17 protein-coding genes are annotated in these 20,248 nt (G+C 62.6%); 3 read left to right on the top strand and 14 right to left on the bottom strand.

Annotated features, from left to right (window positions below):
* Positions 1–41: 41 nt before the first annotated feature.
* Positions 42–1,556 carry a phytoene desaturase family protein gene (locus ACFFSY_RS28025; RefSeq protein ID WP_377500379.1) on the top strand — a complete coding sequence of 505 codons (1,515 nt, stop codon included), beginning with the start codon at positions 42–44 and terminating at the stop codon, positions 1,554–1,556.
* Positions 1,557–1,681: 125 nt separating this feature from the next.
* Here ACFFSY_RS28025 and ACFFSY_RS28020 read toward each other — a convergent pair whose 3' ends face one another.
* The 4 genes from ACFFSY_RS28020 to hrpB form a co-directional block, all read right to left on the bottom strand.
* On the bottom strand, positions 1,682–2,479 hold the full coding sequence (locus ACFFSY_RS28020; RefSeq protein ID WP_377500459.1) for an EcsC family protein: 798 nt from the start codon (positions 2,477–2,479) through the stop codon (positions 1,682–1,684).
* 643 nt (positions 2,480–3,122) lie between these two features.
* Positions 3,123–5,207 carry a HelD family protein gene (locus ACFFSY_RS28015; RefSeq protein WP_377500377.1) on the bottom strand — a complete coding sequence of 695 codons (2,085 nt, stop codon included), beginning with the start codon at positions 5,205–5,207 and terminating at the stop codon, positions 3,123–3,125.
* Positions 5,208–5,412: 205 nt separating this feature from the next.
* Positions 5,413–5,688: a DUF1294 domain-containing protein gene (locus ACFFSY_RS28010; RefSeq protein WP_377500376.1), complete on the bottom strand. Its 276-nt coding sequence runs from the start codon at positions 5,686–5,688 to the stop codon at positions 5,413–5,415.
* Positions 5,689–5,734: 46 nt separating this feature from the next.
* Positions 5,735–8,215, bottom strand: a complete 2,481-nt coding sequence (gene hrpB, locus ACFFSY_RS28005; protein WP_377500374.1) for an ATP-dependent helicase HrpB — start codon at positions 8,213–8,215, stop codon at positions 5,735–5,737.
* 259 nt (positions 8,216–8,474) lie between these two features.
* On the opposite strand from hrpB, the gene gluQRS reads away from it, so the two are divergent.
* Both gluQRS and ACFFSY_RS27995 read left to right on the top strand, forming a co-directional pair.
* Positions 8,475–9,443, top strand: a complete 969-nt coding sequence (gene gluQRS / locus ACFFSY_RS28000) for a tRNA glutamyl-Q(34) synthetase GluQRS (RefSeq protein WP_377500372.1) — start codon at positions 8,475–8,477, stop codon at positions 9,441–9,443.
* Positions 9,444–9,463: 20 nt separating this feature from the next.
* Positions 9,464–9,889: a GNAT family N-acetyltransferase gene (locus ACFFSY_RS27995; protein WP_377500370.1), complete on the top strand. Its 426-nt coding sequence runs from the start codon at positions 9,464–9,466 to the stop codon at positions 9,887–9,889.
* Between the two features lie 105 nt (positions 9,890–9,994).
* Here the strand turns inward: ACFFSY_RS27995 and ACFFSY_RS27990 are convergent, their stop codons facing one another.
* The 10 genes from ACFFSY_RS27990 to ACFFSY_RS27945 are packed head-to-tail and all read right to left on the bottom strand — an operon-like array spanning position 9,995 to position 20,130.
* Positions 9,995–10,711 (bottom strand): adenosylcobinamide amidohydrolase, encoded by a 717-nt coding sequence (locus ACFFSY_RS27990; RefSeq protein WP_377500368.1) that lies wholly within the window; start codon positions 10,709–10,711, stop codon positions 9,995–9,997.
* Positions 10,708–12,465, bottom strand: coding sequence for a cobyric acid synthase (locus ACFFSY_RS27985; protein WP_377500366.1), 1,758 nt, complete (start codon positions 12,463–12,465; stop codon positions 10,708–10,710). The genes ACFFSY_RS27990 and ACFFSY_RS27985 overlap by 4 nt, the downstream gene beginning before the upstream one ends.
* The gene (cobD, locus tag ACFFSY_RS27980; RefSeq protein WP_377500364.1) at positions 12,462–13,643 is read right to left on the bottom strand and encodes a threonine-phosphate decarboxylase CobD; all 1,182 of its coding nucleotides are present in this window, start codon (positions 13,641–13,643) and stop codon (positions 12,462–12,464) included. Before cobD ends, ACFFSY_RS27985 begins: the two co-directional genes overlap by 4 nt.
* 26 nt (positions 13,644–13,669) lie before the next feature.
* Positions 13,670–14,476, bottom strand: coding sequence for an adenosylcobinamide-GDP ribazoletransferase (gene cobS, locus ACFFSY_RS27975; RefSeq protein ID WP_377500362.1), 807 nt, complete (start codon positions 14,474–14,476; stop codon positions 13,670–13,672).
* Positions 14,455–15,438 (bottom strand): adenosylcobinamide-phosphate synthase CbiB, encoded by a 984-nt coding sequence (gene cbiB, locus ACFFSY_RS27970; protein WP_377500360.1) that lies wholly within the window; start codon positions 15,436–15,438, stop codon positions 14,455–14,457. Before cbiB ends, cobS begins: the two co-directional genes overlap by 22 nt.
* Complete coding sequence (gene cobU, locus ACFFSY_RS27965; protein WP_377500358.1) at positions 15,435–16,193, bottom strand: bifunctional adenosylcobinamide kinase/adenosylcobinamide-phosphate guanylyltransferase; 759 nt, start codon at positions 16,191–16,193, stop codon at positions 15,435–15,437. The genes cbiB and cobU overlap by 4 nt, the downstream gene beginning before the upstream one ends.
* 23 nt (positions 16,194–16,216) lie before the next feature.
* The gene (gene cobT, locus ACFFSY_RS27960) at positions 16,217–17,278 is read right to left on the bottom strand and encodes a nicotinate-nucleotide--dimethylbenzimidazole phosphoribosyltransferase (protein WP_377500357.1); all 1,062 of its coding nucleotides are present in this window, start codon (positions 17,276–17,278) and stop codon (positions 16,217–16,219) included.
* A 33-nt stretch (positions 17,279–17,311) separates the two neighbouring features.
* Positions 17,312–18,094 (bottom strand): heme ABC transporter ATP-binding protein, encoded by a 783-nt coding sequence (locus ACFFSY_RS27955; protein ID WP_377500355.1) that lies wholly within the window; start codon positions 18,092–18,094, stop codon positions 17,312–17,314.
* The gene (locus ACFFSY_RS27950; RefSeq protein WP_377500353.1) at positions 18,091–19,125 is read right to left on the bottom strand and encodes a FecCD family ABC transporter permease; all 1,035 of its coding nucleotides are present in this window, start codon (positions 19,123–19,125) and stop codon (positions 18,091–18,093) included. Before ACFFSY_RS27950 ends, ACFFSY_RS27955 begins: the two co-directional genes overlap by 4 nt.
* Positions 19,126–20,130 (bottom strand): ABC transporter substrate-binding protein, encoded by a 1,005-nt coding sequence (locus tag ACFFSY_RS27945; RefSeq protein WP_377500351.1) that lies wholly within the window; start codon positions 20,128–20,130, stop codon positions 19,126–19,128.
* Positions 20,131–20,248: the final 118 nt, after the last annotated feature.

Genomic DNA, 20,248 nt, shown 5'->3' with positions numbered 1-20,248 from the left:
ATCCGAATCCCTACTGCGCACATTGGAGGAGGAACATTCGCATGTCCGATATTGCCAAAAAAGTCATTGTCATCGGCGGCGGCATCGGCGGGTTGGCCGCGGCCATCCGGCTGCGGGCGGACGGCCGCGAGGTAGTCGTACTGGAGAAGAACGAGCGGGCCGGAGGAAAACTGAACATACGCGCGGGCCAAGGCTTTACGTTCGATACCGGGCCCTCTTCGCTTACGATGCCTTGGGTGCTAGAGCGACTGTTCGCTTCGGCTGGGCGCCGATTGTCCGATTACGTCACGCTCTCGCGAGTGGAGCCGCAATGGCGCGTCCTGTATGAGGACGGCACGGAGTTGGATTTAAGCGGCGACCTGGCCCGGATGCTGGACGCGATCGGCGCCGTCTCGCCGCGGGACCGCAAGCGGCTGCTGCCCTATTTGGAGCATGCGCGCAAGCTGTACGACATGAGCTTGAAGAGCTTCTATAAGCACAGCTTGAGCGGTGCGCCCGATCTGCGGCAGCTTCACTCGCTGAAGGAGCGGATTGCGCTGGATTCGCGGAAGACCGTTGCCCAGACGACGGCGCACTACTTCCAAGATCCCCGCATTCGCCAGCTATTCGATCTGTTCTCGGTACAGACCGGCTCGTCACCGATGGCCGCGCCCGCGCTGCTCTCGCAGCTGGCGTTCATGCAGCTCGGCCTCGGACTCTACTACGTCGAGGGCGGCATGTACAATATCGCCCGCGCGATGCTCGCGCTGCTGGACGAGCTGGGCGTAGAGATACGGACGAACGCCGAAGTCGAATCGATCGTCGTCGACCGCGGCGCGGCGGTCGGCGTCCGGGTGCGCGGAGGCGAGTTCATGCTGGCCGACGCCATCGTGTGCAACCGGGAGGCTATACCGGCCTATGCCACGCTGCTCGCCGATCATCCAAGGCGGGATGACGCCGTGCGCAAGCTCGCCCGGTACGCCCCATCGGCATCCGCGCATATTTTGCTGCTGGGCGTCGGTCGTTCGTACCCGAATTTGCGGCATCACAACTACTTCATGTCCGAAGATCCGGCGCGCGAATACCGCCGAATCTTCCACGAGAAGCTGCCCGCGGAGGATCCGACCGTCTATGTCGGCATCTCCAGCAAGACCGATCCGACCCAGGCGCCGGAGGGCAAAGAAAACTGGGTCGTCGTCACCCATGTGCCGCCGATCGGCGAAGGCGAGAGCTGGTCGTATCGCCGGGACTATTACCGCGACCTCGTGCTGGACAAGCTCGAGCGCATGGGCGCATCCGGGCTTCGCGCCGCGATCGAGTTCGAATACGATTTTATCCCTGACGATCTGCAGGCGCTCTATGGCGCGACCGGCGGTTCGCTGTATGGAGTCGCCGCTGACCGGAAGCGGAACGGAGGCTTTAAGATCCCGGCCCGCAGCGCCATCGTCGACAAGCTCTATTTCGTCGGCGGGGCCACCCATCCGGGCGGGGGTATCCCGATGACCGCGCTCGGCGGTCAAATGACGGCGGATTTGATCCGCAACGATTTTGCCGCTCAGGCGGTTATCTCTATGTAAGCCAAAGAACCTCGGGTTATCGTCCTACGACGGTGCCCGAGGTTCTTCAGCCTTTATCCTTTATCCTTATCCTTAATCCTTAATCCTTCATCCTTCATCCTACATCCGCGCCTGCGCCTTCGCGTTCAGCCCAGCTGATCCAGCCGCTCCAGCACTCTGCGCTTACGATACAGCATCGTGGCCGCTTCGGCCACATCCTGCAGCGTACCCCGATTGATGAACGCGCCGAAAATCATACCCGCGACCGGGATGAGCTGAAACAGCTTCTTCCACCCGTAATTGTCCCGGTACACCATGATGACCTCCCGCCAGCCTTGCAGCTGCGATGCCATCTGGTCATGCGATCGCTTCCGGCCGTACAGCGACAGCTCGTCGAGAATCGCCTTCTTGCCGACAATGTCCGAGGACGCGAACTGTAGGCATTTTACGGCGAAGATTCGCTCTTCCTTCAGCTTCGGGTCATACCCGTAACAAATCGCGATCTCCTGGATGACCTTCAGCGACAGCCCCAGCAGCGCCGGGACGTCGATCGCGAGCGTGAAGACGCCGCCGAATCCGGTCGTCGCGCCTTGCATCGTGGCCAGCGACTTGCGGCTGCTCGCCAAACCGGCCGCGACGGTATTCATGTTCGCAAGCGGCATCCCGGATACTTGCGCGATGGAATCGGCTTGCATCTTGCGCAAAATTTCGCGTTCGGAGATTAGATAACGGCCGCCCGTCTGCACGTAGCTGCCGACTTCGTCCAGCGCTTGGCCAATCTTCTGCTGCAGCATTTTTGGCGTCAACTTGTCGAGCAGCATGAACGGTATCCGGCCCAGCTTCTCGAAGAACCAAATATCCTTCTGATCCTTCTCCCATGTCTCGATCGATTGGAGGGCGGCCCGAAGCTGCTCCTTCGTCTCCGGCGGAGGTGAAGACGGCACCGTATGGACCGACGTCTGCTCTAGCTGATGGGCTGACGGGAACGGCGTTCCCTCTGTGGCCGATTGCACCGATGATCCGCTGGCGGCTTGGTCAACTTCGGTCATCCCGCTTCCGCTAACGTTGTCGCCGCTGGCCTGTTTTCCTTCCTGTCCGTTGGCAGCTGGCTGTATTTCATTCGCAGCACCGCCCGGTGCCCCCGTCGTACTCGCGTTGTCGCTTACCGCCGCCTCGCGTGCTGCGCTCTCGCTTCCCGTTTGCGTCATTACGCTTGCTTGAGATTCTTCCTGGCTCGCGGGTGCTGCAACCGCGTCTTGTTCGTGTCGCTCCGACATATCGGCACGCTCCTTTTCTCTTCCTTTAATCATTAGTACACTCGTACGCGCGGGACGAATACGAGGATGCACGTAATTGCCGCATTGCCGCGAAAACCCGACTTCAGACGGGGCGTTGCCGGCTTCTTAGACATGCTCGCCTTATCGCCGCTAGCAACTCCGAATTGTCTCACCAGCACGCCGTACGAGGCAGATCGCGACAAGCCTGCTATCCGCGGGGCGTCTTTCCCATAGCGTGGGCGCCGCACCGTGATGATATCCGACGAACAAAAAAAACGCCGGAGATCCGTTGGACCTCCGACGTCGGGAACTAATCGGCTTGCGGGGCAATCAGGCTCGTCGCCTGCCCGCTGTGAAACAAAGTCAGCTTATGCAGCGCGCGCGTACAGCCGACGTAGAGCAGCTTCGCGTCATCCTGTCCATAGCTGGCCGCGTCGGCGTCGGCGACGATGACCGCATCGAACTCGAGCCCTTTGGCCAAATACACCGGCACGACGGTCAGCCCGCCGCCGTAAGCCTCCTGCTTGCTGCGCACGACCGATGCCGCAAGGCCCGCTTGCGCCAGTCGCTCGCCGATCGCCTCGCATGCGGCGGCCGTTCGTCCGAGCACCGCGATCGTTTTGTACGCGCCGCCCTCCCGCCACTGCTTGACCGTATCCGTCAGCCGCGCGAGCCGCTCGTCTTCGCCCACCTCGATCAGATCGACGGGCTCGCCGCTGCGGAATACCGGCACGGCTGGCTTCACTTCGCCGCCCATGCCGCGCAGGACGTGGTTCGCGAATTCGATGATTTCCATCGTCGACCGGTAGCTGCGGTCAAGCTCGAAGTAACCGCGTTCGTCCGCTTCGAACAGGTCGGACAGCTCCCGCCAGCTGTGGATGCCCGCATAACCGTGAATGCCCTGCTGCAGATCGCCGAGCACCGTCATCGACGGCTGGCGCTGGCACAGGCGCAGCGATTCGAGCTGGAACGGCGAATAGTCCTGCGCTTCGTCGATGACGATGTGATCGTAGCTCGCGCGCTCCGTGCCGAATAGGCGCAAGTGAATGTAGACGAGCGGCGCGAGATCCTCTGCAGCGACAAGTCCTTTCTTCACCCGCTTCTTCGTCTCCGTCCGCACGGAAGCCGGGAGCAGGCCGCCCACCGTCTCATCGTCCATTAGCGCCGCATAGAACGCCTCGGCCGTGTACGAAGGGATTTTCTTGGCGTACGCGTTCAGCTTGGTTGTCGCTTTCGCCTTCACCTTCTTGTCGGTGAACCGGCGCGCCTTCCACTCGGATTCGAACCACCGCTTAAGCCGGCTGACGAGCCGCTCGCGGCGGCGCATGAGCGGCTCGCCCGACTCGTCGGTCGCGAGCCATTCGCGCATCTTCGCCGTGCTCAGCACGAGTCGATCGATCGGCTCGAATGGTTCTTCGGGCAGCAGCCTCGCTTCGATGTCCGTAAGCTTGGCGTCGATCGCTTCCTTGAAGCGGATGCTGCCCTTCAGCCGGCCGGACGAGCGCTCCATTTGCTCGCGGGTACGGGGATGCTCGAACCAATAGGCGAGCGCGTCGGCGCTATCGTCCATCCGCACCGCGTTGTGCAGCGTTTCGAGCGCCCACTCGGTGTACGTCGTCTGCAAAATATCGCCGACCCCAAGCTCCGGCAGCACGCCGGAAATGTAATCAAGGAACATCCGGTTCGGCGCGAAAATGACCATCCGCTCTGCGCGGATGCGCCCCGCGTACTGATAAAGCAAGAAGGCAAGCCGGTGCAGCGCGACCGTTGTCTTCCCCGAACCGGCCACCCCTTGGATGAAGACGGCTTTGTTCTTCTCGGTCCGGATAATGCGGTCCTGTTCGTGCTGAATCGTGGAGACGATGTCGCGAAGCTTGTTGTCCTTGCTCTCGCCGAGCCGGTAGAGCAGGAACTCGTCGGTCACCGCCTCGTCTTCCTGGCCGCGCACGTAGCTGTCGACCAGCCGCTCCAACGCGCTGTCGCGCACCATCAGGTTGCGCTTGAGATGGACGGTCCCTTCGATCGTGCCGTCCGGCGATTCGTACGTCACCGGCGCTTCCCCGCCGCTAAAGGCGTAGAATAAGCTGGCCACCGGCGCACGCCAGTCAACGACGAGCAAGTCGTTCGTCTTCTCATGCGCGACGCCCGCCTTGCCAATGTAGAGCGGCTTGACTTCACCTTGTTCGTCTTCCTGAAAATCCAGCCGACCAAAATACGGCTCCCGCTTCGACACCTCTAGCCGCTCTCTGCGCTGCTCGTTCTGCAGGTCGATCATCTGCTCGGTGAAATCGCTTCCCGTGTAACGCGGCCCGATCGCGCCCAGTTGATGTCCGATATGCCCCAGCACATCCGCTAGACGCTTCGATTCGTGTTGAAAGGCACTTTGAGCATTCATGTCAGTTACCCCCCATAATCAGCTTCCTCCTCCGGATGCTGATGGTGTATTGAAACCAGAAGCCGCATGGAATTCATGCGGCCTGTGATTTGTCGTATAGATGCAAGGCGCGTGGCGCGCCCGGCGAAAGGTAAATATAGCATAATGGCGAAGGAGGAGTCAATTGGTGCCAAACATGGGACTCCGACACATTTGGCTTCCTCTTTCAACTAAACAACAACCACCGGAACAACGCCACCAACACCACGACGTGCACGATGACCAGGACTGGCAGGCCGATGAAAAATTTCGCATGTTTCGTCTTGTGGCGATACGCCCGCATGCCGAGGTACGCTCCGACCGAGCCGCCGACCGCCGCGTACGTCATCAGGCGACGCTCGGATACCCGGCGCTTCCCCTGCCGCGCCAGCGCTTTGTCGCTGCCCATCAGCATGAAGGCTGCAATGTTAATCAGAATCAAATAAATGATAATCGCGATCATCGAGCGCGTTCTCTCCTCCCTATGGCTGGATGCTGCCGTGCAAATGCTACGAACGGGGCTTCGCCCGGTTCGTCGGCATCGCTTCCAGCGGATTATCCGGCCAGTAATGCTTCGGATACCGTCCCTTCAAATCCTTTTTCACCTCAAAATACGCTTCCCGCCAAAAACTCGCCAAATCGCGCGTTACCTGTACCGGACGCTGAGCTGGCGACAGCAGGTGCAGCGTGATCGGCAGCTTGCCGCCCGCGATGCGCGGCGTCTCCGCCAAGCCGAACAGCTCCTGCAGCCGAACCGGGAGCGATGGCGCCTCCGGGTCGCTGTAATCGACCGGAATGCGTGAGCCGCTGGGCACGGTCAAATGCGTCGGCACCTCGCGGTCAAGACTCTGCCGCTCGGACCAGCTAAGCAGCCCTTCGACGATCGCCGTCATATTGAGCCGCCCTAGATCGTTGCGACTGCGCATGCCCGATGCATATGGGGCCAACCAGTGCTCCAACGTGGCGGACAGCCCTTCGTCCGACACATCCGGCCACTCCGGATTGTGTCGGCGCATGAGCTCGACGCGCGCCTGCAGCTGACGCGCCGGCTTCGTCCACGGCAGCAGCTCGAGTCCTTGCTGGCGCAAGCCCTCGAACAGCGCTTGCATGACGCGCGCGGGGTCCGGGTTCTGTGCCGGGCCTTCCTGCAGCGTCAGCGCGCCCAGCCGAACGCGCCGTCTTGCCCTTACGGCTTGCGCTGACTTGTCCCACGCCACTTCCGTCTCTTCCCGGATTAGAGGCGCGCAATATTCGTCGAGCTGCTCGGCCGAGATAGGCGCGGCGAGCCGAATTTCGCCGTCCGTTCCGCCATCCGTCATCTCTGCCGCCACTAGATACGGCGAGGCCGACATCGGCTGCAGCTCCGAGATGGCGCCGCCGCGGCCTCCGCTCAGCAGGAATCGGCCGTCGCCGCGCCGCTTGCCGATCCGATCCGGATATGCCAGTGCAAGCAAGACGCCGGTCAACTCGATATCTCGCTCCGCTCCGCCATCGCGGATCCCGAGCTCTCTTCGCCAAGCAGCCGCCTCCGCCTGAAGGCGGCGAAGCGCCGCCTCGTCCGCTTCCGCGGCGATGCGCTTGCCGCGGAGCGCTTCGAGCCGCAGCCGAACGTCAATGCTGCGGCTGCGCAGCGGGTCGCGGTCGCTGAGCAGCGCAGCCAATTCGCACGCAGCCGCGCCTAGTCCGAGCGGCTCAGCCTTCAGAATCATGTGCGCGAGACGCGGATGCATGCCGAGCTCCGCCATGCTGCGGCCATGGGCCGTCGGCTTGTCCGGCTGAGCCGGTTCAAGCGCGCCGAGCTCGACCAGCAGCGAGACCGCTTGTCCGTAAGCCGCCGCGGGCGGCGCGTCCAGCCACTGCAGCTCGGCGGGATCGGCCACTCCCCATGCGGCGAGCTCGAGCGCAAGCGGCGCCATATCCGCTTCCTGGATCTCGGGCGTGCTCTGCGGCTTGAGCATCCGGTGCTGTTCCTCCGTCCACAGCCGGTAACAGACGCCGCTGCCTTCCCTGCCAGCACGACCCCGGCGCTGGTCCGCCGACGCGACGGATACCGGCACGGTCTCGAGCCGGCTCATACCCGTGCGCGCGGAGAAGCGCGGCACTCGGCTCAGACCGGCGTCCACGACGATCCGGACGCCCTTGACCGTGACGCTCGACTCCGCGATCGACGTCGAGAGGACGATTTTGCGCTCGCCGGGTTCGGCTGCGGCGACCGCCTTGTCCTGCGCCTCGGCGGGCAAGCTGCCATACAGCGGCATAATGCGGACATGCGAAGGCAGCCCCGCGGCGGACAGCAGCGAATGAACCCGCCGGATTTCGCCGGCGCCGGGGAGGAAGACGAGCACGTCGCCTTCGTCCTGGCGGATCGCTTCCGTCACCGCACGGGCGCAGGCTGCTTCGATCCGCTCCTGCTGGCGTACGCCGATGTACCGGGTATCGACCGGATACGCCCGGCCTTCACTGACGATGACCGGCGCGTCGCCGAGCAGCGACGCGACCGGTTCCGCTTCGAGCGTCGCCGACATGACGAGCAGACGCAGATCGTCGCGCAGCAGACCTTGCGATTGCAAGCTTAAGGCAAGCCCGAGATCACCTTGAAGATGCCGTTCGTGGAACTCGTCGAAGATGACGATTCCGACGCCTTCAAGCGCTTGATCCTGCTGCAGCATCCGGGTCAGCACTCCTTCGGTCACCACTTCGATGCGCGTCCTCGGCCCCGCTTTCGTGTCCATACGAACCCGATAGCCTACCGTCTCTCCCGGCTTCTCGCCGAGGGACGCGGCCATGAATCGCGCCGCCGAACGGGCGGCGATCCGGCGCGGCTCCAACATGAGGATACGTTGGCCGCCCAACCATGGCGCCTCCAGCAGCGCCAGCGGCACCCGGGTCGTCTTGCCCGCGCCCGGCGACGCGACCAGTACCGCATTACGGCCTATATTCAGAACGTCCGCCAATTCGGGCAGAACGCTATCGATCGGTAATTCTTTCATCGCGTACGGCTCCTTGCAACGATAAATTCAAGACAGCCTGATGGTTCAGGCAACCCCTTCTATTATAGGTGTCTACCCTCGCAAAAGATAGAGACGGGGGAACGGTACCACAAGAGACCATTCGTTGCGACCCCCAACCCCACATGCTATCATTAGGCTTGATCAAAAGACGCATCGGGCGCCATGCGCCCCGCCCCGCCAGCAATCACAACCCTAGTAATAGGCACCGAATTACAGGTGGCAAGAACGGAGGAATACGATGACGAGGATGCGAGGCAGATTCGCCCCGACTCCGTCCGGCCTCATGCATATCGGCAACGCGCGGACGGCGCTGCTTGCCTGGCTGCATGTCCGCAGCGAGGACGGCCAATTCGTGCTGCGGATGGAAGACATCGACACGCCTCGCTGCAAGCCCGAGTTGGCCGAGCAGGCGCTTGCCGATCTGCGCTGGCTCGGACTCGACTGGGATGAAGGCCCCAACGTGGGCGGGCCGTTCGCCCCTTATGTGCAGAGCGAGCGAATCCCCATGTATGAGGAAGCCTTGCACCGACTCGAGCAGGACGGCCGGCTCTATCCATGCTACTGCAGCCGTGCGGAACTGATGGCCATCGCCAGCGCCCCGCACGGCCTGGGCAGCGAAGGCCCCGCTTACCCGGGCACATGCCGCAGCCTGACCCGCGAAGAACAGGCGCGTCGAGCCGAGACGAAGATGCCATCGCTGCGGTTTCGCGTGCCGGATGAGGCGATGAGCTTCGTCGACCTGACCGCGGGCGAGCAGCGCTTCCCGCCCGGCAGCGGAGGCGACTTCGTCGTGAGACGGGCCGACGGCATCATCAGCTATCAGCTGGCCGTCGTCGCCGACGACGCGGCCATGGGCATCACCGATGTGCTGCGCGGCTATGATTTGCTCGACTCGACGCCGCGTCAGCTCATGCTGTACGAAGCGCTAGGCCTGCCTGCGCCGCGCTTCGCCCACGTGCCGCTGCTGAATGGCACCGACGGCAAACGGCTGGCCAAACGCCACGGTGCGATCTCGTTGGCCGGCTTGCGACAAGCCGGCGTGGCGCCCGAACGAATCGTCGGCTGGCTGGCGGCTATGAGCGGCCTGCTCGATCGACCGGAGCCCGTCAGCACGAAGGAGCTCATTCGGGCGTTCCGTCTTGACCTCATCCCGAAGGAACCGGTCGTGGTGACGGACGAGCAGCTCGCGGCGTTAACCCATAACTAAGCAATTCCAAGGAGGCTCTTATGTCAGCATCTCCCTACACGTTAATCGAACGCCTCCCTACCCCGGCCGAACATCGTTTCCTCTGGGAATCGGTCGGCTGGGGACACATCGATCCCGAGACGGCGGCAAACTCGCTCGACCATTCCATCTCCGGCGTCGTCGTCGTCCATGATGGCGAGGTCGTCGGCATGGGGCGCATCGTCGGCGACGGCGCGCTGTATTTCTATATTCAAGACGTTGCGGTACTGCCCGACCATCAGAAGCACGGCTTAGGCAAATTGATCATCGAATGTTTAATGGCTCAAATCGAAGCGCGCCGGGTTAAGAGCGGCACCGCATTCGTCGGGCTGTTCGCTTCCGAAGGGAAAGAGCCGTTCTACGAGCGGTTCGGGTTCAAAAATCACGCGCCCGGCATGACGGGCATGTTTACCGTCATCGATCCTTGATTTGCGATTCCGTCATCAATCTCCCGTCATGCCAAAAACCTCCTGTTCATCCGCGCAAGCAGATAAACAGGAGGTTTTTGGTATAGATTCCGTTGTAAGGAGCCGCTACTTCTCGTTGCGCGTTCGGACCGACTCATGCACCGATTCATACACCATGCGGCCGAGCAGGTTGCCGATCGAGGTGGCCGCCCCGCAGTAGGCATGGCAAGCTTCGAACCGCTCGGACTGGCTAACCGCGATCACGACCGAATCCGTCGTCGTGCCGGTCGCGAGGCGCCCGTCCAGCGGGTCCTTCACGTCCAAATCCTGCAGCGCGGCGGCTTTCGCCTCCGTCGCCGTCATGAGCGCGCCCACCATGGCCGCTTCGGATAACTGCCCGTCAATGAAGACGAGCGTATTAATCGTCCCTGCTGCATACGCCGAGAACACCGGCCGCTCCACGCCCGCCCGAGCCGCGTTGCCGATCCCCGCCGTGCTGATGCATAATGCGTTGAACCGGTCTCCCGATGCCTCGATTACCGACGCGTGCGTCAGCTTGGCCGCCGTCAACAGTCCGACCGTGGCATGCGCCGGATAGCCGCTGCGGCCGATTATCGCGGCCAGATCCAGTACGGGGTCATCTTCGTTATAGCTGAGCGGCACCTTGCGGTTCACGAAATGGTCCGCCTTCCCGCGCCCGCCGCCATACACGGCGCTGCTAACCGTCTCAAGCACGCGGTCCGACCGCGCAAGCAAATGATCCCCGTCGACGAAACGGATGTCGAGCCCGGGCCATAGCTTGGCGCAATAAAGCTCGCCCTCTCCGCGAAAAGGCTGGCTCATCGCGAATCCGCTCCCGCTTCCAGACCCATCAGCTGCTTAAGCAGGTCGACCCGGACATGCTCGCGGACGTGCGCAGCAAGCCTGTCGAATGCTGCCTCGCGGCGCTTGCGCGTCGGCACGATCGCCGCAATCGGCGCCATGCCGCGCGATGCCCGCACCCGGTTCAGCCATGCCCGGCGGAATTCGTCGTTATGGAGAACGCCATGCAGGAAGGTGCCCCATACCCTGCCATCCGCCGACGAGCAGCCTTCCGCGAAATAGTCTGCCGCCTCATGCTCCTTCAGGCGGAACGGACGAATCGATGCTCCCGGCCCCGGCGAGCCAATATGCCGCCCGCTCGCCATCGCTTCCCCGTCGGTCGCATTGGCGAATGTTTGCTCCTTCTCGGCAGCCGCACGGACAATCGTCGCGTTTGTTTCAGCCCGCTCCCGCCAGCTTACCGAGCCCATATGGATCTCGTACCCTTCCACGGGATAAGCTTCCGCAAGCCCCGGCAAGCTCGCCGTGCCTTGTACCCGCACGGTTCGCTTCTCCGCCGCGAAGGTCACTTCGAACGGAAACCAACCCAGACCGTCCGTTACGTCCCGGTCCGATTCCGCATGCAGCGGATCGAACAGACGCAGCCCGAGCATTTCGTAACCGCCGCAAATACCGACGACGTCGCCTCCGCCCGCGCGGTGTCCTTCAATAAGCCCCGCAAGACCGCTATCGTGCAAATACGCCAGATCGTCAACCGCGTTTTTGCTGCCCGGAATGATGACGATATGCGGCGCTCCCCATTCCCGCGCGTCGCGCACGAACCGTACGCGTACATCAGGTTCTTGCAGCAACGGATCGATATCGGTAAAGTTCGAGATGTGCGGCAGCCGGATAACGGCGATATCGAGCAGCACCTCAGACGCTCTGGCCTGCCCCCCGCCAGCTCCGTCCACGCGCTCGTCGCGACCGGCCACGCCCAGACCGTCGTCACCGCTTGCGCTCTCCAGCCTCCCGGATGCTCTAGCGGCAGCCAGCTTCCCATCCAGCGACAACGAATCCTCATCCTCGATGCCAAGATCCGGAAGGAACGGCACGACGCCCAGCACCGGCTTGCCCGTTCGTGCCTCGAGCCAGTCTAGTCCCGGCTGCAACAGTGATACGTCGCCGCGGAACTTGTTGACGATGAACCCGCATACCCGCTCCCGCTCGTGCGGTTCCAGCAGCTCCATCGTGCCGACGATCGCGGCGAACATGCCGCCCCGGTCAATATCGGCGACGAGCACGACAGGCGCCTCGGCCCAGGCGGCAGCGCGCATGTTGACGATATCCCGGTCTTTCAGATTGATTTCGGCCGGACTGCCCGCACCTTCCAGCACGACGACGTCGTATGCCGAGCGCAGCCGATCCAGCGCGCCGCGCACGATGGGCTCGGCTTCCCGCAATACCTGCTCGCGGTAGGTCCGCGCCGCATAATCCCCCATCGGCTTGCCGTGGATGACCACCTGCGACACCATGTCCTTCTTCGGCTTCAACAAAATGGGGTTCATGTCCGTCGTCGCCAGTATGCCGCAGGCGTCCGCTTGAACGCCTTGGGCGCGGCCAATCTCCTTACCATCCCATGTTACGTATGAGTTGAGCGACATGTTCTGCGACTTGAACGGCGCAACCTTATAGCCATCCTCGGTCAAAATCCGGCAGATTGCCGTGTTGATGACGCTCTTGCCCGCGTCGGAGGCGGTCCCTTGAATCATGACCGTACGCGCCGGTCTTCTCATCGGCTCTCGCCCTCCTTACCGGCCGCATCATTCGGGACGCGAACACGGACGGCATCCGTGCTGCCGCGTCTCTCGCGCAGCACTTCCCGTAAGTTATGGAGCAGCCGATCGTGCTCTTCCCGAAATCTCACCGCGATCCGGCAGTATGTCTCGTCCAAGCCCTCGAAATGCGACGCATCGCGAATGAGCACGCCCCGCTCGCCAAGCTTGCGCTGAAGCTCGCCGGCAGTTAGGCCGAGGGAAAGCGGAATACGGAAGAGCACGTAATTCACGTGACCTTCGGCGACGATCAACCCGAGCTCTTCCAGCTGTCCGGTCAGCCAAGCGCGCTCCTCCTGCAGCCATGCCATCGTCCGCCGCGCGTATTCTTCCTCATCCAGCACCGCCTCGCCAATCGACTGTGCTAACGAGTTGACGCTCCAGGGCACCTGCTGCTCCTTCAGCAGAGCAACCGTGGCCGAGTCTGCGACCAGATAACCGAGCCGGATGCCCGGAATGGCGTAAAATTTCGTCATCGACCGGATGACGATTAGACGTCCGCCTTTCGTACGGGCAGCTTCGCCGAGGAAGCTGTACCGCGTCGCATTCAAGACGAAATCCATGAACGCCTCATCCAACAAGACGCGCTCTCCCCTATCCACCAGCAGCCGGATCGTCTCGGGCTCGATCAGCTGCCCGGTCGGGTTGTTCGGATGCCCCAGAAACCAGATCGCATCCCCCGCCTGTCTGCCAGCTTCGCGAAGTTCGCGAACCGTGCGCTCCACATCAGCCGCGCTCAGCTTGAACCGCTCCGCCGGCGCAAGCTGAATTGTCCGGATCGGAATTCCGCTCTTGCGCGCGGCATCGCCGTATTCTACGAAGCACGGCTGCGCCAGCACCACCTCGGCCGGCTTCAGCACGCGTACGGCGAGATCGATCAGCTCCGCCGCCCCGTTGCCGACGAGCAGCTCGTCCTCGCGGATGCCATGATGAATGGCCAGCTTCCGTCTTAGTCCGCGCACCGCGGGATCCGGGTAGCGGCCGATCGCATCCGCATACGCGCGCAGCAGCTCGCCGACGATGGCGGGCGGTCCGAACGGATTCATGTTCGCGCTGAAGTCGGCGAATCGCTCCGCCGGGATGCCATACAGCTCCTGGGCCGTCAGCAGATCGCCGCCATGGCCGAATTTCTCCAACATGAGCCGTCAGCTCCTCTCTTCATCCTTTACATCATGCAGGCGCATGCTGCCAGCAGCAGCGCCGCCTCCAGCAGCTCGTTCATGGCCCCGTACGTGTCGCCGGTCAACCCGCCGAGCTTCCGGCTCAGCCACCATCCGCACGCGCCGCCCGCAAGCAGCGTCACTGCCGCACCGGCAGCGAACCATATTCCCGCCTCTATCAGACTGTATCCGAATGCCGCATAGATACCGAATAGTATGAAGGTATGTACGATAACCGCCCCCGCGATATGACGGCCTGCCACGCCGGCGAACATGCCGCCAAGTCCTTCGTTGCCGCGCGCGTTGGGCCAGAATATCATGGAGGCAGCCATCCAGAGCCGGCTCCACATGCAAGCGGCAGCCAGATGCGGGGCGACGGAAGTCATCGCTCCCGCTCCGAGCAGCTCGGCGAGCAAGCTGAATTTGAGCAGCAGCAGGATAACCGCCGCGATGACGCCCATCGCGCCCACGCGGCTATCTTTCATAATTTCCAGCATTCGCTCTCGGCTTCTATGGCTAAGCACGCCGTCGGCGGTATCCATGAGTCCATCGAGATGAAGCGCGCCTGTCAGCGCGACCCATACGAGCAGCGTGATTACTGCCGCCGGCATAGAAGGAATTGCTCCCTGGAGCAGCCAGCCGGCAGCGGCCGTCAGCAGACCGATTGCCGCTCCCACTAGCGGATAAGCGGCGACGCTGCGTGCAAGCACGTCGCGCGTGAACGGAATTTGAACCGGCACCGGGATGCGGGTGAGCAGCTGGAAGGCGGCGCCCGCCGCCTGCAGTCCCGCTATGAACGAACGAACAGCCATGTCCCGATAACCCCCATGAAAATCAAGATGCTCGTCACGTACAACAGTCTTACCGCGCTTAGGATATCCTTCGCCGCCAGCGGCCGCAGCGGCCAACCCATTCGCGCGCGCTCGCTGACCCGTCCGAAATAGACGTTGCGGCCCCCGAGCTCGATGCCGATCGCGCCGGCAGCCGCAGATTCCGGAAGGCCGCTGTTCGGGCTTGGGTGCAGTTTCGCGAAGATGAACACCGCCCGAATCGCCCTTGCCGGCGACAGTCCTGGCAGCAGCGCGGCCGCCAAGGTCATCGCCAAGGCGGCCAGCCGCGCCGGAATATAGTTCAGCACATCGTCCAGACGCGCCGACGACCAGCCGAAATACAAATATCGGTCGTTCTTGTAGCCGACCATCGAATCCAACGTGTTCACTGCGCGGTACAACATCGCCAGCGGCGCGCCGCCTAGCAGCGCGAACACAACCGGAGAGACGAAGGCGTCGACCGTATTCTCCGATACGGTCTCAATCGCTGATCGGGCCGTATCGCGCTCGTCCATGGCGGACGTATCCCGGCTGACAATATATCCTGCATAGCGGCGCGCCTGGTCGAGATCGCCCGCCGCGAGCGGCCGGTAGACCAGCATGGCCGCGTCCTTCAATCCTTTGACCGCGATTGTCGTGGACACGAACCAAGCGGACACCGCGTAGCCTACATACGGATGAATCCAATCCGCCGCGAAGACGACCAGAGCAAGCACGGCATAGGCCGTGAGCACGGTAATAAGCGCCAGCGCGACGCCCCGAAGCCGAAGCTTGCCGGGCGACAGCACGGCGCTCTCCGGCCGGAGCCAACGTTCGAGCCTGCCGATCAGCCTGCCGATCAGGATGACCGGATGCGTCGGCCATCTCGGATCGCCGATCGCCCAGTCGATGACGATCGCCGCAGCCGTAATAAGCAGCGTCTCTTGCAGCGTATAGAACATCACGCGTCCTCCAGCCGAAACGCCAGCTTCTTCAGATCGAGCGGGAACCCGGCCACGACCATATACGCCTCCTCGCAGACGCTCGCGAGCTTGCGGTTCATTCTCCCCGCCGCGTCACGGAAGCGTCTGCCGAGCGCATAAGCGGGCACGATGCCGCTGCCGACTTCGTTCGTCACGAGAAGCAGCGGCCCCCGATAAGCGGCGACCGCCTCTGCTAGCTGATCGACCAGCGCGTCTAAATTTTCCACATACGTCTGCCGTGCCGCGAAATGATCCGATTCAGACGCGAAGCCTTCCGCTCGTATCGGCAAATCCGCTGCCGCGGACTCTTCCCCTCGAGGCTCGCGATCTGCCCCCGCTTGCGCTTCAACGGGCGCCATGCGGTCGCTCACGGCCATACTGCCGCTCGCTCCTTCCGACTCGTCGGCTTCTTCAACAGGCTCCAGCCGAAGCAGCTGGTTACTCAGCCAGAGCGTGAGGCAATCCACGACGACGGCCGGCCGCTGCGCGGCGCTCGCCGCGAATTGCGCCTCGAGCGCGCGCAGCGTCTCGGCTAGCCCGTAAGGCTCCTCGATCGTCCGCCACGAGTAGCCGGAATCCGCGCGGGAAGCTTGATGCAAGCCGATCCGCTGCCGCATCTCCTCATCCCAGATTTGGGAAGTGGCGATGTAGACCCCGCTTGCGGCCAGACGCATCGCGTACCGTTCCGCGAAATCGCTCTTCCCGCTGCGCGCTCCGCCGGTAATGAAAATAGCCATCTCCCGTCTCCTCCCAGCTGCGGCTAGCCTCTCGACACGCCCGCGCTCTCGAATGTCGCCATCTCCCGCACGATTCGCTGCGCCGCGTCGACGAAGTGGAACCCGAGCACCGCCCCGGTACCTTCGCCAAGTCGCATGTCCAAGTGGATCATCGGCGAAAGACCGATCGCAGCCAGCAATTGACCGTGGCCCTGTTCCTGCGACAGATGGGAACCGATCATGTAGGCCGCGGATGCTGGCGCGATGCGCGAAGCGACCAGCGCGGCCGCCGAGGAGATGAACCCGTCGATCAAGACCGGCAGGCGGCTAGCGGCCGCACCCAGAATGACGCCCGTCAAAGCCGCAATTTCAAGACCGCCCACCTTGGCGAGCGTACCGAGCGGGTCGCTCGCGTCCGGTGCGTTGACGGTCAGCGCGCGCTCGACGACGCCGACTTTATGAAGTCGGCGCGAGGCGTCGATGCCCGTGCCAAGACCGACTGCATCTTCGGCCGTCATGGAAGCGAGCGCCGCGCATAAGGCTGCGCTTGGCGTCGTGTTGCCGATGCCCATCTCGCCGGTCGCGAGCATCGCATACCCTTGCTCTGCCAGCTCGCTTGCCGTCTCGATACCGACCGCGATAGCCGCCAGCGCCTCTTCGCGCGACATCGCAGGACCTTGTGCAATATTATCCGTGCCTGGGCGCACCTTGCGCTGGACGAGCGACGGATGTTCGATCGCGGCCGCGACTCCAACATCGACGCAGACAACGTCCGCTCCGGCTTGCCGGGCGAGCACGTTGACGGCCGCGCCGCCAGCAAGGAAATTCAGCACCATCTGAGGCGTCACCTCGGACGGGAACGCGCTGACCCCCTCCGCGCAGACGCCATGATCGCCAGCCATCACCACGACGGCCCGCTTCGAGAGATCTGCGCCGAGCTCGCCCGTAATGCCCGCGATTTGTTTGACGATATCCTCCAGCTTGCCGAGGCTGCCTGGCGGCTTCGTCAGCGAATCCAATCGCGCTTGCGCCGCGCGGATGGACTCCGCGTCCAGCGGTCTGATCGCGTCTACCGTTCTATCCAACAATTGCTGCGTATCGCTCATGATTAACCAACCTCTCCTCTTCCCTTGACGAGTCTATTCGCCGGCCTTCGAGTGCAGCAGCAGCTGCGGAACGCCGCTAACCGGATGCCGAACGACGACCGAACGCGCGCCGTATACCCGCTCGACGAGCTCCGCGTTCACGACGGCCTCGGGCGGACCCGATGCCTCGATCCTCCCGTTACATAGGACGTACAGCTCCTCGCAATATTGAGCGGCCAAATTCAGATCGTGCAGCACCGCAACGACGGTAATCCCCTGCTCGCGCTGCCACTGCTTGACCGTATCGAGCAGCTGCATTTGATAGCCAATATCCAAATAGGTCGTCGGCTCATCGAGCAGCAGCAGCCGCGGCTCCTGGACCATAACCTTGGCCAGCGCCACCCGCTGCCGTTCTCCGCCGCTTAGCCGGTCGATCTGCCGATCGGCCAAACCTTCAAGCCCCGTCAGCGCCAGCACGCGCGCTAGCAGCGGGGCGGGGTCGCTGCGCTCCTCGCCCATCCAATTCTGGTACGGGAAGCGCCCCATCGCAACCACTTCCTTGACCGTGAAGCCGACGGACGCTAGTCCGCCCTGCTGCAGCACGGCCACATGTCTGGCCAGCTCCTTGCGCGTCCACTGCCCCGCCGGCTTGCCGGCAAGCAGCAGTTCCCCTTCCTCCGCCTTCGCCGTGCCCGCGATCAGGCTGAGCAGCGTCGACTTGCCAGCCCCATTCGGACCAATGATACCGTACATCCCTCCCGCTTGAAAGCGAAAAGAAACGTCCGACAAGACACGCTTGCCGTCCAGGCTCAAGCTTAAGCTTTTCCCTTCGATCATAACGCGCCTCCTTGCTGCATTTTGCGTCGATAGAGCAGGTACGCGAAGAAGGGCGCGCCGATGAACGCCGTCACGACGCCAAGCGGAATTTCCTTGGGACTAGCCACAGTGCGCGCGAGCGTATCCGCCCATAGCAGATAAATCCCGCCGCCGAGCGCCGAGAGCGGCACGATAAGCCGGTAGTCGGGACCTACGATCAGACGGATCAAATGCGGGATGACGAGCCCGACGAAACCGACGACACCCGCAACGGAGACGGCCACAGCCGTCAGCAGCGTCGAGACGATCAAGACGGTAAGCTTTGTCCGTTCGACCTCGATGCCCAGATGCGAAGCATGCCGTTCGCCGAACACGAACAAATTCAATGCCATCGAATAGCGGATCAACACAACCGCGCCGACGGCAAGGAACGGCAGCACGAGCTGCGCATGTTCCCATCCGCGCGCGCTGATGCTGCCCATGAGCCAGGCGTTGATTTCGTTGACGACGCCTTGCGACATCGACGACATTAACGTCACGACCGCACCGAGAAACGCCTGCACGATCACGCCTGCCAAAATGAGCGTCACGATGTTCATCGCCCCCCTCGCGCGCGCCAGCGCCACGACGACCCCGAGCGTGGCGATGCCCGTTACGAACGCAATGCCCGGAATGAGCCACATGCCTACCGTGAGATGATAGCCAAATAAAAGAATGAATGCCGCTCCGACGGAACACCCCGTCGCGACGCCCAGTGTGAACGGATCGGCAAGCGGGTTGCGCAGCACGCCCTGGAAGCCCGCGCCGGCAAGCGATAAGCAAGCCCCGACAAGGACGGCAAGCACGATGCGGGGCAGGCGGACTTGGGTGACGATCGCAATCGAGCTAGAGTCCGCCCCCCCGTCTCCGTCTGCGCCCATCACATAATGCAGCAGGATGCGCCATACCTCGGATAGCGGCAGTCTCGCCGATCCGATCGACAAACTAACGACGATAGATGCGGCAAGGAGGAGCATCGCTGCTCCTCCATACAGGTACAATTTGCGCCGCATTTACTTGACGAGATCCGGATGCAGCTTCTTCGCGACTTCGAGCAGGCCTTCCGCCAAGCGCGGACCTACGCGAACAAGCGGATCTTGATCGACTTCATACAGCTTTTTGTTCTGGATTGCGGCGATCGATCCCCAGCCCGGACGCTTCTCGATAGCGTCGAGTATTGGGTTCTTCTCGCCTTCTTTCACATTAATAGACGCGTAGACGATGACGTCCGGATTCTGCTCGATGACCTTCTCCGGATCGATCTCGTACCAGCTTGCCTGATCCGCGATATTCGTGCCGCCCGCGAGCGTGATGATCTCATCCAGGAACTCGCCTTTACCCACCGTCCAACCCGGAGAGAACTCGAGGTATACCTTCGGCTTGACCGCGTCCTTCACGGCATCCTGTACTTGCTGGCGCACATCCTTCATATGGTTTGCGACTTCCAGCGCCTCGCTTGGCTTGTTCATGATCGCGCCGATCTGGCCGATCTTGCTAATCACTTCGTCGTACGTCTTCGGATCGGTCGCCAGCACCGTCAGATTAAGGCCGCGCAGCTTCTCGACCGCCGGCGCGTTCATCGACGAGGAGGCCAGCACAAGGTCTGGCTTGAGCGCGACGATCGCCTCGATATTCGCTTCCATACCGCCGACCTTCGCCTTCGATGCCACTTCCGCCGGATAATTCGAATTGTCGTCCACGCCAACCACCGCATCGCCCGCTCCGATCGCGAACATGATCTCGGTTTCGCTCGGCACGAGCGTCACGACTTTCTCGGGCGCCTTCTCGAACGTAATCTGCGTGCCTGTCGCGTCGGTTACTGTAAGCGGGTATACCGGGGCCGCGTCCGCCGTTTCTCCCGCATTGCCCGCACCTGTCGTGGCGTTGCTTTCTGTGGCCGTGTTATTATTCGCAGCCGCGCCATTATTCTCGTTCTTGCCACCGCAAGCTGCCAGCACCGCCAGCAGCATTGCCGCTACTAGCAGCATCGCCAATCTGTAGCCGATCGTTCTGTTCATGCTGTCCCCACTCCTCGTTCTTGCCGATATTGCAATTGCAACAAAAAAAGCACTCCCAGGACCGTGCCGGAAGTGCTTGCTGCAGACTTTCGCGCGTTCAAAGACGTTCATCCGGCTC

Source organism: Paenibacillus aurantiacus (assembly GCF_042431225.1).
GTDB classification, from domain to species: Bacteria; Bacillota; Bacilli; order Paenibacillales; family Paenibacillaceae; genus Paenibacillus_Z; species Paenibacillus_Z aurantiacus.
This window is presented reverse-complemented; position numbering and strand designations above follow the sequence as displayed.

What these genes read in the sequence shown, in the direction of transcription:
- hrpB (WP_377500374.1), bottom strand. Translation starts at nt 8,215, where the DNA reads ATGAAAGAATTACCGATCGATAGCGTTCTGCCCGAATTGGCGGACGTT.
- cobD (WP_377500364.1), bottom strand. Translation starts at nt 13,643, where the DNA reads ATGTTGGAGAAATTCGGCCATGGCGGCGATCTGCTGACGGCCCAGGAG.
- gluQRS (WP_377500372.1), top strand. Translation starts at nt 8,475, where the DNA reads ATGACGAGGATGCGAGGCAGATTCGCCCCGACTCCGTCCGGCCTCATG.
- ACFFSY_RS28015 (WP_377500377.1), bottom strand. Translation starts at nt 5,207, where the DNA reads ATGAATGCTCAAAGTGCCTTTCAACACGAATCGAAGCGTCTAGCGGAT.
- cobU (WP_377500358.1), bottom strand. Translation starts at nt 16,193, where the DNA reads ATGGCTATTTTCATTACCGGCGGAGCGCGCAGCGGGAAGAGCGATTTC.
- ACFFSY_RS27955 (WP_377500355.1), bottom strand. Translation starts at nt 18,094, where the DNA reads ATGATCGAAGGGAAAAGCTTAAGCTTGAGCCTGGACGGCAAGCGTGTC.
- ACFFSY_RS27995 (WP_377500370.1), top strand. Translation starts at nt 9,464, where the DNA reads ATGTCAGCATCTCCCTACACGTTAATCGAACGCCTCCCTACCCCGGCC.
- ACFFSY_RS27990 (WP_377500368.1), bottom strand. Translation starts at nt 10,711, where the DNA reads ATGAGCCAGCCTTTTCGCGGAGAGGGCGAGCTTTATTGCGCCAAGCTA.
- ACFFSY_RS27945 (WP_377500351.1), bottom strand. Translation starts at nt 20,130, where the DNA reads ATGAACAGAACGATCGGCTACAGATTGGCGATGCTGCTAGTAGCGGCA.
- cobT (WP_377500357.1), bottom strand. Translation starts at nt 17,278, where the DNA reads ATGAGCGATACGCAGCAATTGTTGGATAGAACGGTAGACGCGATCAGA.
- ACFFSY_RS27985 (WP_377500366.1), bottom strand. Translation starts at nt 12,465, where the DNA reads ATGAGAAGACCGGCGCGTACGGTCATGATTCAAGGGACCGCCTCCGAC.
- ACFFSY_RS27950 (WP_377500353.1), bottom strand. Translation starts at nt 19,125, where the DNA reads ATGCGGCGCAAATTGTACCTGTATGGAGGAGCAGCGATGCTCCTCCTT.
- ACFFSY_RS28010 (WP_377500376.1), bottom strand. Translation starts at nt 5,688, where the DNA reads ATGATCGCGATTATCATTTATTTGATTCTGATTAACATTGCAGCCTTC.
- cobS (WP_377500362.1), bottom strand. Translation starts at nt 14,476, where the DNA reads ATGGCTGTTCGTTCGTTCATAGCGGGACTGCAGGCGGCGGGCGCCGCC.
- ACFFSY_RS28025 (WP_377500379.1), top strand. Translation starts at nt 42, where the DNA reads ATGTCCGATATTGCCAAAAAAGTCATTGTCATCGGCGGCGGCATCGGC.